Origin of the sequence: Herbaspirillum sp. YR522, from assembly GCF_000282575.1 — a bacterium.
In the GTDB taxonomy this organism is placed as follows: domain Bacteria; phylum Pseudomonadota; class Gammaproteobacteria; order Burkholderiales; family Burkholderiaceae_D; genus Herbaspirillum.
This window is the reverse complement of the sequence record NZ_AKJA01000054.1, coordinates 1-16,577: the sequence shown is the minus strand read 5'-3', so window position 1 is coordinate 16,577 and position 16,577 is coordinate 1. Positions and strand designations below refer to the sequence as shown.

The window sequence follows — 16,577 nt, the reverse complement described above, 5'->3', positions numbered from 1 at the left end:
ATCCACTCCCCACAGGTATCCATTGCCATGAGCACCCAGACCATCCCCCCTTCATCGACGCCTGGCCGCCGTGGCTGGTTGAAATTGCTGTTGCTGGCCATGGTGGCCATTGCGCTGGTCGCATGGGGTGTGTACTGGTTCAGCGTCGGCCGTCATGTCGAGGGCACCGACGATGCTTACGTGGGCGGCGACATCACCGTGATCGCGCCCAAGGTGGCGGGCAATATCGAGCAGGTACTGGTGCAGGACAACCAGGCCGTGCGCGCCGGCGAGGTGCTGGTGAAGCTGGACCAGCGCGACTTCCTGGCGGCGCTGGCGCGGGCACGGGCGGCGGTGGCGGCGCAGCAGGCGGCGCTGGTCAACGTCGACGCCGAGCGGCGCCTGCAGGACTCGGTAATCGAACAGGGGCGGGCCGCCGTCGCCGCTGCCGATAGCGAGACCGCACGCAGCCGGGATGATCGGCAGCGTTACCAGAACCTGGTGGCCAAGTCGGCAGTGTCATTGCAGAGTGCCCAGCGCGCCGACGCCGAATTCCACCAGGCGCAAGCCAACGGCCACAAGGCGCAGGCGGCGCTGGCCGCCACCCGCCGCCAGCAGGACGTGATCGCGGCGCGCCGCCAGCAGATCGAGGCGGCATTGCAGCAGGCGCAGGCCGACCTGCAAATGGCGCAACTGAACCTGGCCTATACCGAATTGCGTGCGCCGGTCGACGGCGTGGTCGGCAACCGGCGGGCGCGGGTGGGCGCCTATGCCAACGTCGGTGCGCAATTGCTGTCGGTGGTGCCGGCCCAGGGGCTGTGGGTCGACGCCAATTTCAAGGAAAGCCAGATTGCCCGCATGCACACCGGACAGCCGGTGGTGATCAAGGCCGATGTGTTGCCGGGTGAGCATTTCAGCGGCCATGTGGTGAGCCTGGCCCCGGCTACAGGGGCCCAGTTCAGCGTGCTGCCGGCCGAAAACGCCACCGGCAACTTCACCAAGATCGTGCAGCGGGTGCCGGTGCGCATCGCCCTCGATGGCGAAGCGGCACGCCTGGGACGACTGCGCCCGGGGCTGTCGGTGAGCGCCGACGTCGACCTGCGCGACGACCGGAGCTGAGCATGAGCGCCGCCGCCGCACCGGCCTTGCCGGAACTCACCACGCGACAACGCGTGCTGGCGTTTGCCACCATGTGCGTGGGCATGTTCATCGCGTTGCTGGACATACAGATCGTGTCGGCGTCGCTGGCCGATATCGGGGGCGGGCTGTCGGCCGGCGCCGACGAAACCGCCTGGGTGCAGACCAGTTACCTGATTGCCGAGATCATCGTCATCCCGCTGTCCGGCTGGCTGTCGCGGGTGATGTCGACGCGCTGGCTGTTCGCCGCCTCGGCCATCGGCTTTACCGCCGCCAGCCTGTTGTGCGGACTGGCCTGGGACATCAACAGCATGATTGCCTTCCGGGCGCTGCAGGGCTTCCTGGGCGGTTCGATGATCCCGCTGGTATTCACCTCGGCCTTCTTCTATTTCCAGGGCCACCAGCGGGTGCTGGCGGCGGCCACGGTCGGCGCGCTGGCATCGCTGGCGCCGACCCTGGGGCCCACCATCGGTGGCTGGATCACCAGCAGCTATTCGTGGCACTGGCTGTTCTTCGTCAACCTGGTGCCGGGAACCTTCGTGGCCATCGTGGTGCCGATGATGGTCAAGATCGACCGTCCCGACCTGTCCGTGCTGCGCGGCGCCGACTATCCCGGCATGGCGTTGCTGGCGCTGGCGTTGGGCTGCCTCGAATACACGCTGGAGGAAGGCCCCCGCTACGGCTGGATGGGCGACGACGTGATCGCCAGCACCGCCATCGTGGCGCTGGTGGCGGGACTGGGTTTCGTCTGGCGCAGCCTGCGCCATGCGCATCCGGTGGTCGACCTGCGGGCGCTGAAGCAACGCAACTTTGCGCTGGGCTGCTTCTTCTCGTTCGTCACCGGCATCGGGCTGTTCGCCACGATTTACCTGACCCCGGTGTTCCTGGCGCGGGTGCGCGGCTTTTCCGCGCTCGACATCGGCCTGGCCATCTTCTCGACCGGGCTGTTCCAGATCCTGGCCATTCCGTTCTACACCATGCTGGCGCGGCGCATCGACCTGCGCTGGCTGATGATGTTCGGGCTGGCCTGCTTCACGCTGTCGATGTGGAACTTCACTCCGATCACCCACGACTGGGGCTGGCGCGAGCTGCTGTTGCCGCAGGCCTTGCGCGGCTTCTCGCAGCAGTTCGCGGTGGCGCCGGTGGTCACGCTGACCCTGGGCTCGCTGGCGCCGGAGCGACTCAAGCTGGCCTCTGGACTGTTCAACCTGATGCGCAACCTGGGTGGCGCGATCGGCATCGCGCTATGTGGCACCATCCTCAACGACCGCACCAACCTGCATTTCCTGCGCCTGGCCGAACACCTCGATGCCGGCAACGAGGCAATGCAGGAGCTGCTGCGCAGCGGCGTCCGGCACCTGCTCGAGGCCGGCATCCTGCCCGGCGCGGCCGACGCCGGCAGCCTGCGCACGCTGGCACGGCTGGCCATGCGCGAGGCCCAGACGCAGGCCTGCGCCGACGCCTTCTTCGTCATCATGCTGTGCCTGTTGACGGCAACGCTGATGGTGCCCCTGATGCGTCGCGTGGCACCGCCCAAGGCACCGTCGCAGCATGCGCATTGAAACGCTCGCAGGCACCTTCGGTTGTCGACGCCTCGTCCATCCCGGCGCTGGCACGGTGATGCTGCCGGCGGTGCTGGCCGCCGACGCATCCGGGTGAAATGCGTTTGAGCGATAGAATCGAGGCTACGACGGCCGGTTCGGTGTCGACCTCGACTTCCTGGCCAGGTCGGGCTCGACCGGGTCGGTTCACCATTGATTTTCGACCTCCCTTTCGCCGCTGGCCGGTCATGCGGCCGATCGCATCTCCTATGCTGCAACGCACCCGCCCCTTCTCGTCATTGGCTGTCGTGCTGGCCATCATGTGGTCCTGGTCCCCGCTCGCCGGTGCGGCCGGCGACGTTGCCGCCGGCCGCGCCGCCTTTGCCAAATGTGCCAGCTGCCATCAGGTCGGTCCGTCCGCGCGCGGCGGCTTCGGTCCGCAGCTCAATGGCGTGATCGGACGCCGTGCCGGCGCCACGGCGGATTTCCGTTATTCCAGCGCCATGGCCAATGCCAACTTCAACTGGACCGAAGAGCGCTTGCGGGCATTCATGAAGTCGCCCGATGACGTAGTGCCGGGCAACAAGATGCGCTTCTGGGGCATCGCTAGCGAGCGCCAGCGCGACGACATCCTGGCCTACCTGCGCAGCACGACCCGATAGCCAGGATTTCGAGGCATCGCTCGTTGTCTGACGCAGTGATACCAACTTTTTTTCAGCCTCGCCTAATCCGTTATCCGGTTATTCGACATCGCGTCCGGTTGCCTGCTACATGGCGCCCGTTTGCAGACTTTTCTCATGCCGCGGCGTGGTTGGCACCGGTGTAATGAAGACTCCGTTGTTCAACTTTTTTGATGCAAGGAGTTCATCATGTTTGCAATCCAGTCGATGGCAACGCGAGAAATCAGCGGCGGTTACTACGGCACCTATCCCATGGTCTACCAGGCCAACCGCGAGCGACCGTCCAACAGCGGCCGTCCGGCGGCCGGCGGCCCTGCTGCCGAGCTGCCGGGTTGGAATGTGCGACCCGGCCCGGGCTCGAATGCCTATGGTAGCGGTTGGGGTGAAGAAAACGATGGCATGGGCTGAGTGCTCACCTCGGCGCGCCAGCGGGCAATCCCATGCGACGTCGCGCCAGGTGCACCGATCCGTTGCGCACCGCCCAGCGGATCGGCCGTGCCGCCAGCCGTACACCGTGCTGCAACAGCCAGGCCCGGGCCGGCGAGGTGGGCCCAATGCCCAGCAGCTGCTTGGCGTGCGCCGGCAGCAGGTCGATCCCGGCGCGCATCATCAAGCGTGTCCAGGGCAGTGCCAGCGCATGGGGCGCGGGCGCCTGCAAGACCAGCTGCAGGGTCTTCATGGTGCGCCCGTCGCAATGCAGCTGTGCCTGCATCGACAGCAGGTAGCGGTCCATCGCCGCGCGCGAACGTGGCACGTCGCGCGCACCCAGTGCCAGGGCAACGGTGGCGATCTCGTCGTAGTAGCGATCCTGGTCGGCCGGTGAAAAGCCGGGATCGCGATAACGGACATAGGCGCGCAGGAAGCAACTGACCTCGGCGCAATGCACCCAGGTCAGCAGGTCCGGATCGCTGGCGGCATAGCGGCGACCATCGCTGGCCTGGCCGGTCACGCCCAGGTGAATCTGTCGCACCCGCGCAATGAGCCGCTCGGCATCCTGGCGTGCACCAAAAGTGGTGCCGGCGATGAATTGGGCGGTGCGCCGCAGCCGGCCCAGCATGTCGGCCTGGAAATTGGAGTGGTCCCACACCCCCGCCAGGGCCAACGGATGCAACATCTGCAACATCAGCGCCGCCACCCCACCGATGAGCATGGCCGTGAAATCGCCATGCACCTGCCAGGCGGCCGAATCCGGACCGAACAAACCGGGGTCGCCCGGCGGCCGCAGGAAGTCGGCGCTGCCGGGCGGACGGCTGATGGCCAGCACACTGGCTTCGATACGCTGGCGGAGCAATTCCATGGCGTGAGAATGTAAGGGGTGGACACTGCAGGCAGTGTGCCATAGCCGAGATCGGGCCGTACTTGCTGACATTTCTGTCAGAAAAAATTCCCGCCGTCGGGCCGTCATGGCCTCTTGTGCGCCGCTACAATAGCCCACGCCAAAACGGTTGCCCACTAACAAGAAATGCAGGTGCCGGCCAGCTGCCACGCAGCGGCCAGGACAGGGGAGGCAGTCGCGGCACGGTTGTTGCTACGAGGTATCCGGCATCACGTATCACGCATCAGGGAGTGCAGCCGTTCGGGGCTTCGCGCGGCCGCGCATGACATATAAAAAGCAAGCGGGAGAGGGCGACGACCATGGGTCGTCGGCGCGCCGGCATGGCCGGTGCTGCGCACTCGCGGTTTGATGAAATGAGTTCCAGTCCATGAACATGGTCGCGCTGGCATTGCGCCGTCCGTACACCTTCATCGTGATGGCGATGCTGATCGTCCTGGCTACGCCATTGACGCTGCTCAACATGGCCACCGATATCTTCCCCGAGATCAATATCCCGGTGGTCAGCATCATCTGGAACTACAACGGCCTGTCGGCGCAGGAGATGGGCCAGCGCATCGCTGCCCAGAACGAGCGCGGGCTCACCACCGTGGTGAGCGACATCGAGCATATCGAATCGCAGTCGCTGGCCGGGGTATCGGTGATCAAGGTGTTCTTCCAGCCCAAGGCCAATATCCAGAACGCGATTTCGCAGGTGGTCGCCTCGGTGCAGTCGCAGCTGCGCCAGCTGCCGCCGGGGATCACGCCGCCGCTGGTGATCAAGTATTCGGCTTCCAGTATTCCGGTGATGCAGTTGGCGCTGTCGTCGCCATCGCTGCCGGAGCAGACGGTGTTCGATGCGGCGGTGCAGACCTTGCGCCCGCAGTTGATCACCATTCCCGGCGTGGCCGTGCCGTTTCCCTATGGTGGCAAGACCCGGCTGATCTCGGTCGACCTCGATACCCAGGCCATGCAGGCGCGCGGCCTGGCACCGATCGACGTGGTCAACGCGGTCAACACCCAGAACCTGATCCTGCCGTCGGGCACCGCCAAGTTCGGCGCCACCGAATACACGGTCAAGATGAATGGCTCGCCGGAGGCGGTGGCCGGACTGAACGACCTGCCGGTGCGCACCACCAGCGGTGCCACCATCTATATCAAGGATGTGGCCAACGTGCGCGACGGCTTCTCGCCGCAGACCAATGTGGTGCGCCAGGACGGCGCCCGTGGCGTGTTGCTGTCGGTGCTCAAGAACGGCGGGGCGTCGACCCTGGATATCGTCGCCAACCTGCGCAAGATGTTGCCGGTGGCGTCGCAGACCATGCCCGAGGACGTCAAGATCACGCCCCTGTTCGACCAGTCGCTGTTCGTCAAGGCGGCAGTGGCCGGCGTCATCAGCGAGGCCCTGATCGCCGCCGGCCTGACCGCCGCCATGGTGCTGCTGTTCCTGGGCAACTGGCGCAGCACGCTGATCATTGCCTTGACCATCCCGCTGTCGATCATGGCCGCGATCCTGGCGCTGGCGGCGCTGGGCGAGACGCTCAACCTGATGACGCTGGGCGGCCTGGCACTGTCGGTGGGGATCCTGGTCGACCAGGCGATCGTCACCATCGAGAACATCGAGCGCCACATGCACCTGGGCAAGCCCTTGCACGATTCGATCATCGTCGGTGCCGGCGAGATCGGGGTGCCGGCCTTCGTCTCGACCCTGTGCATCTGCATCGTGTTCGTGCCGATGTTCTTCCTGTCGGGGGTGGCGCGCTTTTTGTTCGTGCCCCTGGCCGAGGCGGTGGTGTTTGCGATGGTGGCGTCGTACATCCTCTCGCGCACGCTGGTGCCGACGCTGGTCATGCTGCTCATGGGCAGCCATGGCCAGGTCGATGCCGCCAAGCAGAGCCTGCTGCAGCGGGTGTACCTGGCGTTCGACGCCCGCTTCGAAAGGGTGCGGCGCGGCTACACGCTGGTGCTGTCGTCGCTGCTGGCGCACCGGCGCCGGTTTGCGTTCGGCTTCCTCGGTTTCTGCCTGCTGTCGTGCCTGCTGTTTCCGTTCCTGGGACGCGACTTCTTCCCCAGCGTCGACGCCGGCCAGTTGCGGCTGCACATGCGCGCGCCCACCGGCACCCGTATCGAAGAGACCGCGCGCCTGGCCGACCAGGTCGAACGGGTGATCCGCGAGCTCATCCCCGAGCACGAGCTGGAGACCATCCTTGACAACCTGGGCGTACCCAATTCGGGGATCAACCTTTCCTACAGCAATGCCGGCACCATCGGCACGCTGGACGGCGAAATGCTGATGGCGCTGAAAGAGGGCCATCGCCCCAGCGACGAATTGATGGCGCTCTTGCGGGCCGAGCTGCCCAGGCGTTTCCCGGGGGTGGAGTTCTTCTTCCAGCCGGCAGACATCGTCACGCAAATCCTCAACTTCGGCTTGCCGGCTGCCATCGATGTGCAATTCACCGGCCCCAACATGCAAGCCAATGCCGAGCTGGCTGCCGAGCTGACCAAGAAGATCCGCCAGGTGCCGGGCGCGGTCGACGCCCACGTCCACCAGCGCCTCGATGGCCCGGCGCTGGACCTGCGCATCGATCGCACCCGCCTGCAGCAGTTCGGACTGTCGGCGTCCAACGTCGGCCAGAACCTGTTGATCGCGCTGTCGGGCAGCTCCCAGACGCAGCCTGCGTTCTGGCTCAATCCCAACAATGGGGTGGTCTACAACATCGCCGTGCAGTCACCGCAATACACCGTCGATTCGCTCGACGCCCTGCTCAATATCCCGGTCGGTGCCGGCGCCAATGCGGCCGCCAACGCTGCCTTGCCCAATGCCAGCACCCAATTGCTGGGCAACCTGGTCGATGTACGCGCCGGGCGCCAGATGGCCATCGCCTCGCGCTACAACATTTCACCGGCCATCGACATATTCGTCAGCGTGCAGGGCACCGACCTGGCCAGCGTGGCCGGCCGCGTCGACCGGCTGGTCGACGAGATCAGGCCGCGCCTGCCGCGTGGCACCCAGGTGGTGGTGCGGGGGCAGGTCGAGACCATGAAGTCGTCCTTCCTCGGCCTGGGCGTGGGCCTGGCCATGGCCATCGTGCTGGTCTACCTGCTGGTGGTGGTGAACTTCCAGTCGTGGATCGACGCGGCCATCATCATCGCGGCACTGCCGGCGGCGCTGGCGGGCATCGCCTGGATGCTGTTCATCACCGGCACCACGCTGTCGGTGCCGGCCTTGACCGGGGCCATCATGACCATGGGCGTGGCCACCGCCAACAGTATCCTGATCGTGGCGTTTGCGCGCCAGCGCCGGGAAGAAGGCGCCACGCCGCTGGCGGCCGCGCTCGAATCGGGATCGACCCGTATCCGGCCGGTGTTGATGACGGCGTTGGCGATGATCATCGGCATGATCCCCATGGCGCTGGGCCTGGGCGAGGGGGCCGAACAGAATGCGCCGCTGGGGCGCGCAGTGATCGGCGGGCTGCTGTTTGCCACCGTATCGACATTGTTTTTCGTGCCGGTGGTGTTTGCCGGCGTGCATCAGAGACTGGCCCGCAAGGCGTCCGGGCGCATACCGCCCGCCGCCCCTGCCGGGCATGTGCCAGGAGAGGCTTGAGTCATGTCGCAAGAACGTCATTCCGAATTGGGTATCCATGCCCTGCCCGACGAGGGCGAACTGGCCAAGCGGCAGCAGATGGTGCGACGCGCCAAGCTGGTGCTGGTGGTGGTGCTGGTGTTGCTCGCCGCTGGCGCCGCACGCACGCTGGTCAGCCGTAGCGCCAATGCCCGCGAACTGGAGGCCGGCACCGCCGAGCGCGCCAAGGTCTATGTGCGCGTGACCGACGCCCGCAGCACGGCCGAGGGCCAGACCCTGGTCCTGCCGGGAACGCTGCAGGGCTTCGTGCAGTCGCCCATCTCGGCCCGTTCCAGCGGGTACCTCAAGCGCTGGTACAAGGATATCGGCGCCGAAGTGAAAAAGGGCGACCTGCTGGCCGAACTCGACACGCCTGAAATCGACCAGCAGCTGTCGCAGGCGGTGGCCGCACGCGCACAGGCGGCGGCCAGCCTGGACCTGGCCAGGAGTTCGATGGCGCGCTGGGAAGCGCTGCGCAAGAAGGACGCGGTATCGCAACAGGAGCTCGACGAACGCCGCAGCGCCTACACCCAGGCCACCTCCAACCTGGCCGCGGCCGAGGCCAACGTCGAACGATTGCGCCAGGTGGAAGGCTTCAAGCGCATCGTGGCCCCCTTCGCCGGCACCATCACCCGACGCAACGTCGACGTGGGCGACCTGATCGACCCGGGCGCCGGTCGCGCCTTGTTCGTGTTGTCGCAGACCGACCCGCTGCGGGCCTACGTCAACGTGCCGCAGTCCTACGCCAACCTGGTCAAGGCGGGCCAGAAGGTCACCATTACCCAGGCCGAGTTGCGGGGCCGCAAGTTCGAAGGGAAGGTGGCGCGCACGGCCGGCTCCATCGACCCCGCCACGCGCGCCATGCAGATCGAGGTCAGCCTGCCCAACAGCGACAATGCCCTGCTGCCCGGCGCCTTCGTGCAGGTCGCGTTGCCGTTACCGTCCAGTGGCATGTTGCTGGTCTCGGCCGACACCCTGATGTTCCGTCGCGACGGTGCCCAGGTGGCGGCGCTGGATGAAAACAACCACGTACGCCTGAAGAAGGTCCGCGTGGGACGCAACCTGGGCCTGACCGTGGAAGTGCTGGAGGGCCTGAGCGGCAACGAGCACCTGATCCTCAATCCGTCCGATTCGCTGGCCGAGGGCGACCTGGTGGAGCCGGCCAAGGAAGCCGCGAAGGAAAAACCCGCCGCCGACGGCGACCGGAAAAAGGCGGCATCGTGATCGGCAGGCATGCCTGGACCCGGCTGGCCGGCGTCGCGCTGGTGGGGGCACTGGCCGGCTGCGCCAGTGGACCCGATTATCAGGCGCCTGCGGTGGTCATGCCGGCCGCCTGGACACCGGAGGCACCCTGGCGCGTGATGCAACCGCAAGACGCGGCTGTACGCGGACCGTGGTGGGAGCGCTTTGGCGACGCCCAGCTCAACGCGCTGCAACAGCAGGCATTGGGCGGCAACCAGACCCTGGCCATCGCGGCGGCCCGGCTGACGCAGGCGCGTGCACAGCTCAATGTGGCCACGGCCGGCCAGTCGCCGCAGGTGGGCATCAATGCGCGCGCCGCCCGTTCGCGTATCTCGGCCAATCGGCCCCTGACCAACTACAACTCGCCCAACTACGGCACCGTGCAAAACGATTTTGCACTGGGCCTGGGGGTGAGCTACGAGCTCGATTTCTTCGGCCGGGTGCAGCGCGTGGTGGAAGGCGCCAGTGCGCAGGCCCAGCAGTCGGCGGCCGACTTCGAGAACGCGCGCCTGTTGCTGGGCGCGGAACTGGCCAGCAACTACTTCAACCTGCGCGAGCTCGATGTCGAGATCGATGTGGTCAAGCGTTCCATCGGCCTGCAGCGCCATGCGCTCGAATTGGCGACCTCGCGCCATGACCTGGGCGCCACCTCGGGCCTGGACGTGGCCCAGCAGCAGGCGCTGCTGGACAACACCCTGACCCAGGTCGACATCCTGGGGCGCCAGCGGGCGCAATACGAACACGCCATCGCCACGCTGACCGGCACCCCGGCGCCGATCTTCGCCATCGCACCGTCGACCGCGCCGATCGCGTTGCCGCCGATCCCGCTGGGCGTGCCGTCCGACGTGCTGGAACGGCGACCCGACATCGCCAGCGCCGAACGTGCCATGGCGGCGGCCAATGCGCAGATCGGCGTGGCCAGCGCCGCCTATTATCCGAGCTTCATGCTGTCGCCTTCGTACGGCGTGGACAGTCGCAACTGGGGCAGCCTGTTCAATGCGCCCAGCGTGTTGTGGTCGCTCGGCGTATCGGCCACCCAGAGCTTGTTCGATGCGGGCCGCCTGCGCTCCGGCGTCGATTTCACCAAGGCCGGCTACGAGGTGGCGGTGGCCACCTATCGCCGCACGGTGCTGACGGCCATGCAGGAAGTCGAGGATGGCATCAGCGGCATTGCCGCGCTGGACCGCGCCTACCAGCAATCGCAATCGGCCATCGCCAGCGCGCGCCGGGTGCTGGACCTGGCCAACAGCCGCTACGAAGGCGGTGTGACGCCTTATCTCGATGTCATCACGGCGCAGCAGTCGTTATTGAACAGTGAACGCCAGTCGGCGCAGTTGATGGGACAGCGGTTGCTGGTGTCGGTGTTCCTGATCAAGGCCCTGGGCGGCGACTGGCATGAACGCCGCGAAGACGGCTCCGCAGCGACTGCGACCAGGCCGGACAAGCCGTCCTGATTGCTGCTGGCGTCGCCGCAGCGGTGGCGTCAGCGCCACGGCAGGGATTCAGGCAAGCAACGGCGCGAGATTGGCGCGGGCGCTATCGAGCGCACCTGGCATGGCCCCCTCCAACGCGCTCCGGCAAGGCGGGAGAGGTGGGGTCTGTTGCAGCCCGGGCGTCTGGTTGCCATACAGCGCCGACGCATGCCGACCTTGCCATTGCGTCAGCACGGCCGTCAGGTCCCAGGCATCGGGCGCAGACGAGGCGGATATCGCACGCGAACGAGCAAGCCGACTGGCCGTGCGCAGGTCAGCCGCGCTCACGGTGACCTCATCCGAGAAGACGACAAGATCCACCTGCTGGCGGCGCCCGGCGAAATGGTTGTTGACCTGGACCGAATCGTGGTCGCCGTAGTCGATCACCAGATGCCGGTCCTTTCTGCGTATTGCGCGTACATCCTGCGACCGTACGTTGGTAAAGGCAATCGTATCCTCGCGACCCGTGTTGCGATCCGTGTTACTGATGATATCGCTGCCGTCTCCCAGGCTGAACACATAGGTATCATTGCCAGACCCACCGCGCAGCCAGTCGTCTCCTGGCCCGCCATGGAGACGGTCGTCCCCGTCGCCGCCATGCAGCCGGTCATTGCCATCCAGGCCGAAGAGATGGCCCCGCTCTTTCTTGTTTCGAACGCGCAAGGTATCGCTGCCAGCCGTGCCGATGACACCTGCGGTCACCAGGCCACTGAAGTTGTCGTCAAATTGTGCGCTTTCCGATACGATGCCGGCGATTACGCGGTCACCGAAGTATCCTATCTGTCCTAGGCAAGCCACATGCATTGAAAGCATCCAGGCGGCACGTGTCGGAGATTCGAGGAAGGTGTCGTGAAGGGCCTGTACGAAGGCGCGGGTGTCGATCTGCAGTCCGTCGGCATCGAAGTGCAAGGCGATCCTTTCCATCAGCGGTAGGTGGCCGCTTTGCAGCGTCAGTAAGGCATGTACATGGTGCTCCAGCATGTCGAACGAAGAACGTATATCGCGTGCGGCCTGCGGGCCGATCAATGCGCGGCGGTAGTAACGGCGATCGATGTCGGGGCCGGATTCACCTGCACGGTAACGCTGACCCAGCAGGCGCTCCAGCGCAAAGATGCGACGAGCGTCGCCGGCGAAGTTGTATTTGCCGTCTTGGAAAGCATAGGCGCCGTCGGTGATGTGCGTCCACAGGTTGCGTCGCAGCGCAAAGCTGTCGGGACGCATGTCGTAGACGCCAGTCCATCGATAGATGATCTCGGCCACCAGGCTCTTGCGCGCGGCTGCGTCGGTGCTTTGCATGAAGCGTTGTACCAGGTCGACCAGCGTACCGCTGTGGTCTCGTTGCATGACCTGGTGCAGGCTGGCCGTATTCCCCATGCAATGCAGGTCGGGCAGTATCCCGATGCCGGCATCGATGGCAACGCGATCGCGTTCGACCGTCAGTGCAGTATCAGTGGCGAACCAGACGTCATTCATGGTTGCGGCCGTGCCATCGGTGCGAATGAATTGCCCGAGCTGGCGATGAGCGTTGCCATTACCGTCGACCAGATCGCTCTCGGCATAAGACAGCCCGAGCTGTGCCACGCCGACATCCTGCAGGGTCGATAGCTCACCTGCATCCGAGCGCCCATTGCCGTCGCGATCTTGCCAGAGCCGCAGATGCTGGTAATCCTCGTCATTGGCGTCGACCACACCATCTAGGTTCCGGTCGAGCCAGCGCAGTGCTTCAAAGCCATTGGCAGCAGTGTTGCCCTGGTCGTCGCGCGTGTGATTGCCGAACAACTCGGTGCCGTTGTCGATCACGCCGTCGTTGTTGCGGTCCCATGCCAACAGCGCATCGGATTTGTCCACCCAGCCGCTACGTTCGCTGAACTGGTTGTCGTCATGATCGAACTGGACGCCAGCATCCAGCGCCACGGTCCCGATGCCGTTGCCATCGAGGTCCAGGATCAGCGGACTCATCGCACGTTCGGCCTTCCCGAATGTCTGCTTGAGAGACTTGGCGATGGCGTCGCGTGCCTCATGCAAACGTCCCCATATCGCCTGGCCATATGGGTTCCAGTGCCGGGTAAAACCAAGTTGTTGGGGTAGCTCGGCTTGCGCCCAGATACTGCTGGTCCACTCGGTGCAGTTCATGCTTTCCCGGTCCAGCAAGTCCTTGCCCCAGAGGCGATAGTAAGGAGGGGCGGAAGCGGAATCGTGTATAGCCGCCTTTAGTTTCTTGAACTGTTCCTCTGTAAGGGCAACGGTAGGCCCCTCTAATGTAAATGGATGCTCTTCGGAAGCGTTGCGCGGCGTCTGGATATCGATTCGACCTGTGCCTACCGCCGTCAACTCTATCGCCGGAACGAATCCGTACTCGGTGGCCGTTCCCGTTTCGTCCGTAACATAAAGCCACGTATGGGGAACCAGGTCGTCAGCAAGAATGTCGACGCGGATTCTAACGGTGGGTGTCATTTTCTACCTTCATCTTGATTATCGGTGTATGGCCTGGTGACGGAAGACTTCCATAATCGCGTCGTTGCCTTGGATAGACCTTGACCGATATCGGCACTCCCCCAGCGGGGGGCTTGCCATCGGACATAGGTATTCTCTTTGTGATGGCCAGTCCATGCACCGCGATGTAAGCGATATAAGCCGCCAACACCCGTCGTTCTTGCGGGGCATAGATCGTGAAGTTGGCCTGACGACCGTGTCCACCGAAGATGTGCATCTTGGTACGGAAGTCATCCATGTCCCTGCAATACCCTCTGTCAACAATGGATTCGATGGCGCTGCGAGATATCGCCCGTCCGTGAGGCCGATAGGCTTCACCGCAACCGGCGAGCCCGCACAGCACGATCACTGCCCAGCCGGGTACCCATCTGCCTGGTTTCATCTGGTCTCTCCTATCCGGTGATCTCGATGCGCGTTGTCGCGCGTTTGCCGAACAAGGCACGCCTGCCATCGCCGCCGACCGGGCCGGCATAGATGCGCACCAAGATGGGAACCCCGCCGGTCACCACGAAGCCGTGCTCGACGATGTACTCGATGGCGTCGCCCAGGCGCGCCGCGTCGCCACTGTCGACCAGGGCGACTTCGATGCGGCTGTGCGCGCCGCTGACATCGATCATGTCGATGCAAGGCCGTATGGCCTGGCAGTGGCCATGGTCGACCAGGGCCTGCAGCAAGCCACCGGCGAGGGCACGCGCCGGTTCGTCGGAGCGCGCACAGGCGGCGACAACGCAAAGTACAACGGCTGGGCAAAGGCAACGAAGGTAGCGGGGCATACAGGATGGTCGTGGAGTGGATAACGCGGTCCGGTGCTTGGGGAGGTGGCGGTTGCTGCCTGCGGCGACGGTGGGTGCACGCGCACAGTCTCGGTCGGGCGCGTCGGCCTGGCTATCGAAACCCGGGCGGTTTTGCTGCCGATAGCAGCGGCAAATTCACGGGTCCGACGATACTGTCGGATCGACAACTCCCCGATGCTGACAGGCTTGTCAGGCGCTTGGCAGCTTGTCGTCAGCCAAGGCGCGCAAGTCTGCAAATGCCGCATAAAGCCATCGTTGCTTGTCGATATGTCGGGCCGATGAGGTCCCTAGAATGCAAGCTGCAATATTGCATGCTTAGCCGATTCGAGGGCGCCATGACCTGGTTCTACAACCTCAAGATAGCCAGAAAACTGATTCTTTCCTTTGCTGCCGTGATTGTGCTCACGGTGATCCTCGGCATATTTGCCATAAGGCAACTCGATGCGGTCAACCAGGCCTCCACCGATATCGCCCAGAACTGGCTGCCGACCATCAAGACGGCGCAGATCCTGCAAGCGTCGCTGCCGCGCATGCGGATATCGGAATTGCAGATGATCACCGCCCAGCAGGAGAGCGATCGCAGCGATGCCGAGAAGGCGATCAAGACCCGCCTCGAGACCCTGGCCAAGCAGCGCCTGGCCTATGAAAAACAGATCTCTGAACCCGAAGAGAAAGCCATCTACGAGCAGTTCGGCAAGACCTTTGCTGCCTACGTCGAGGTCGACAAGCAATTGACCGCCCTGGCACAGGCCGACAAGAACGAAGAGGCGCGCGCGTTGTTCAAGGGCGAATCCAACAAGCTGTTCCGGACCATGAACGACCAGCTCGACGGCATCGTCAAGGTCAACGACGACGGCAGCGCCCGGTCCGACCAATCCGCCGATAACACGTTTGCGTCGGCCCGGGCCTGGATCGTGGGGCTGCTGGCCGCCATCGTGGTCATCGCCTTCGCGCTGGCCGTGGCGGTGGCCCGTATCGTGTCGCGCCCGCTCAACGACGCCGTCGAAGTGGCCCAGCGCGTGGCACAGGGCGACCTCACCGTCGACATCCGCGCCACCAGCACCGACGAGACCGGCATGCTGATGCATTCGCTGCGGGCCATGAACGACAGCCTGCAGCGTATCGTCGGTGAAGTGCGGACCGGCACCGACACCATTTCCATGGCATCCCAGGAGATCGCCACCGGCAACCTCGACCTGTCCTCGCGCACCGAGCAGCAGGCCGGCTCGCTGGAGGAGACCGCCTCGGCCATGGAAGAGCTGACCGCCACCGTCAAGCAGAACGCCGACAACGCCCGCCAGGCCAACCAGTTGGCCGTATCGGCCTCCGAGATCGCCACCCAGGGTGGCGAAGTGGTGGGCCAGGTGGTGCAGACCATGGGCTCGATCAACGAGTCGTCCAAGAAGATCGTCGACATCATCAGCGTCATCGATGGCATCGCCTTCCAGACCAATATCCTGGCCCTGAATGCGGCGGTGGAAGCCGCGCGCGCCGGTGAGCAGGGACGTGGCTTTGCGGTGGTGGCTTCCGAAGTGCGCTCGCTGGCGCAGCGCTCGGCCTCGGCCGCCAAGGAAATCAAGGGCTTGATCGATGATTCGGTCGAGAAGGTCGGCGTGGGCAGCCAACTGGTCGAACGCGCCGGTTCCACCATGTCCGAAGTGGTGGCCAGCGTGCGGCGCGTGACCGACATCGTCGGCGAGATCACCTCGGCCAGCCACGAACAGAGCACCGGCCTGGACGAAATCAATCGCGCCATCACCCAGATGGACGAGGTCACCCAGCAGAACGCGGCACTGGTCGAGGAAGCCGCCGCTGCCGCGCAATCATTGCAGGACCAGGCCGGCAAGCTGACGCAGGTGGTCAGCGTATTCAAGCTCGAGCGCAGCTGAGGCGAGCGCAGGCGCGCCGGCCTGGGGTCGCGCGCTTGCATGTTGCGCTGCAACTAATTCGAAATTGCTTCTTATCCGGGACGTAGTTTCGCGGGCCGCCGGACGTTGGACATGAGAATGTTTTCATGTCGACACCTTCGTTCAGCCATCTCTTCCGGCGCAGTTCACCGGCCGCCGAATCGTGCGAGCTGACGCACGAGACTTTCTTCTGGATCGTCCAAAGCCTGTGTGCGGTACACCGCACGCCGTTTTCGTCGGCGCTGCTGGCGCAACAGTTCTGCGCGCCATATTGCATGCGCCTGCTGGTCGAGGCGCTGGAACAGGCGGGCTTCGATGTGAAACCGCGTCGACGCAGCCTCAAGCGCCTGCGCACGCTGGTCGCGCCGGTGCTGTTGTGGCTGGGGCCGGCCGCC

12 protein-coding genes and 1 pseudogene are annotated in these 16,577 nt (G+C 64.9%); 9 read left to right on the top strand and 4 right to left on the bottom strand.

The features are described 5' to 3' along the window. The first annotated feature begins 27 nt into the window (after positions 1-27). The 4 genes from PMI40_RS09280 (at position 28) to PMI40_RS09265 (ending at position 3,745) form a co-directional block, all read left to right on the top strand. Positions 28-1,098 carry an HlyD family secretion protein gene (locus tag PMI40_RS09280; RefSeq protein WP_008114451.1) on the top strand — a complete coding sequence of 357 codons (1,071 nt, stop codon included), beginning with the start codon at positions 28-30 and terminating at the stop codon, positions 1,096-1,098. A gap of 2 nt (positions 1,099-1,100) precedes the next feature. Then, positions 1,101-2,678, top strand: coding sequence for a DHA2 family efflux MFS transporter permease subunit (locus PMI40_RS09275; protein WP_008114449.1), 1,578 nt, complete (start codon positions 1,101-1,103; stop codon positions 2,676-2,678). A 248-nt stretch (positions 2,679-2,926) separates the two neighbouring features. Beyond that, a complete protein-coding gene (locus PMI40_RS09270) occupies positions 2,927-3,319 on the top strand; it encodes a c-type cytochrome (RefSeq protein WP_193365685.1) in 393 nt (130 codons plus the stop codon). 207 nt (positions 3,320-3,526) lie between these two features. After that, positions 3,527-3,745, top strand: a complete 219-nt coding sequence (locus tag PMI40_RS09265; RefSeq protein WP_008114444.1) for a hypothetical protein — start codon at positions 3,527-3,529, stop codon at positions 3,743-3,745. Between the two features lie 4 nt (positions 3,746-3,749). Here the strand turns inward: PMI40_RS09265 and PMI40_RS09260 are convergent, their stop codons facing one another. After that, on the bottom strand, positions 3,750-4,634 hold the full coding sequence (locus tag PMI40_RS09260; protein ID WP_008114441.1) for an oxygenase MpaB family protein: 885 nt from the start codon (positions 4,632-4,634) through the stop codon (positions 3,750-3,752). A gap of 406 nt (positions 4,635-5,040) precedes the next feature. On the opposite strand from PMI40_RS09260, the gene PMI40_RS09255 reads away from it, so the two are divergent. From PMI40_RS09255 to PMI40_RS09245, 3 genes are read left to right on the top strand one after another with little or no spacing between them, the layout of a single operon-like run. Continuing rightward, on the top strand, positions 5,041-8,256 hold the full coding sequence (locus tag PMI40_RS09255; RefSeq protein ID WP_008114439.1) for an efflux RND transporter permease subunit: 3,216 nt from the start codon (positions 5,041-5,043) through the stop codon (positions 8,254-8,256). A gap of 3 nt (positions 8,257-8,259) precedes the next feature. Further along, the gene (locus tag PMI40_RS09250) at positions 8,260-9,498 is read left to right on the top strand and encodes an efflux RND transporter periplasmic adaptor subunit (RefSeq protein ID WP_008114437.1); all 1,239 of its coding nucleotides are present in this window, start codon (positions 8,260-8,262) and stop codon (positions 9,496-9,498) included. Next, entirely contained in the window at positions 9,495-10,970 is a 1,476-nt protein-coding gene (locus PMI40_RS09245; protein WP_008114435.1) for an efflux transporter outer membrane subunit, read from the top strand. The genes PMI40_RS09250 and PMI40_RS09245 overlap by 4 nt, the downstream gene beginning before the upstream one ends. A gap of 48 nt (positions 10,971-11,018) precedes the next feature. Here the strand turns inward: PMI40_RS09245 and PMI40_RS24565 are convergent, their stop codons facing one another. The 3 genes from PMI40_RS24565 to PMI40_RS09235 are packed head-to-tail and all read right to left on the bottom strand — an operon-like array spanning position 11,019 to position 14,098. Then, positions 11,019-13,442, bottom strand: a complete 2,424-nt coding sequence (locus PMI40_RS24565; protein WP_008114433.1) for a calcium-binding protein — start codon at positions 13,440-13,442, stop codon at positions 11,019-11,021. Continuing rightward, complete coding sequence (locus PMI40_RS23795; RefSeq protein WP_008114432.1) at positions 13,426-13,863, bottom strand: hypothetical protein; 438 nt, start codon at positions 13,861-13,863, stop codon at positions 13,426-13,428. The genes PMI40_RS24565 and PMI40_RS23795 overlap by 17 nt, the downstream gene beginning before the upstream one ends. 10 nt (positions 13,864-13,873) lie before the next feature. Further along, positions 13,874-14,098, bottom strand: coding sequence for a hypothetical protein (locus tag PMI40_RS09235; RefSeq protein WP_008114430.1), 225 nt, complete (start codon positions 14,096-14,098; stop codon positions 13,874-13,876). Positions 14,099-14,610: 512 nt separating this feature from the next. Between PMI40_RS09235 and PMI40_RS09230 the strand changes: the two genes are divergently transcribed. Further along, complete coding sequence (locus PMI40_RS09230; RefSeq protein WP_008114428.1) at positions 14,611-16,164, top strand: methyl-accepting chemotaxis protein; 1,554 nt, start codon at positions 14,611-14,613, stop codon at positions 16,162-16,164. 125 nt (positions 16,165-16,289) lie between these two features. Continuing rightward, a pseudogene (locus tag PMI40_RS09225) lies at positions 16,290-16,577 on the top strand (hypothetical protein); the annotation flags it as partial.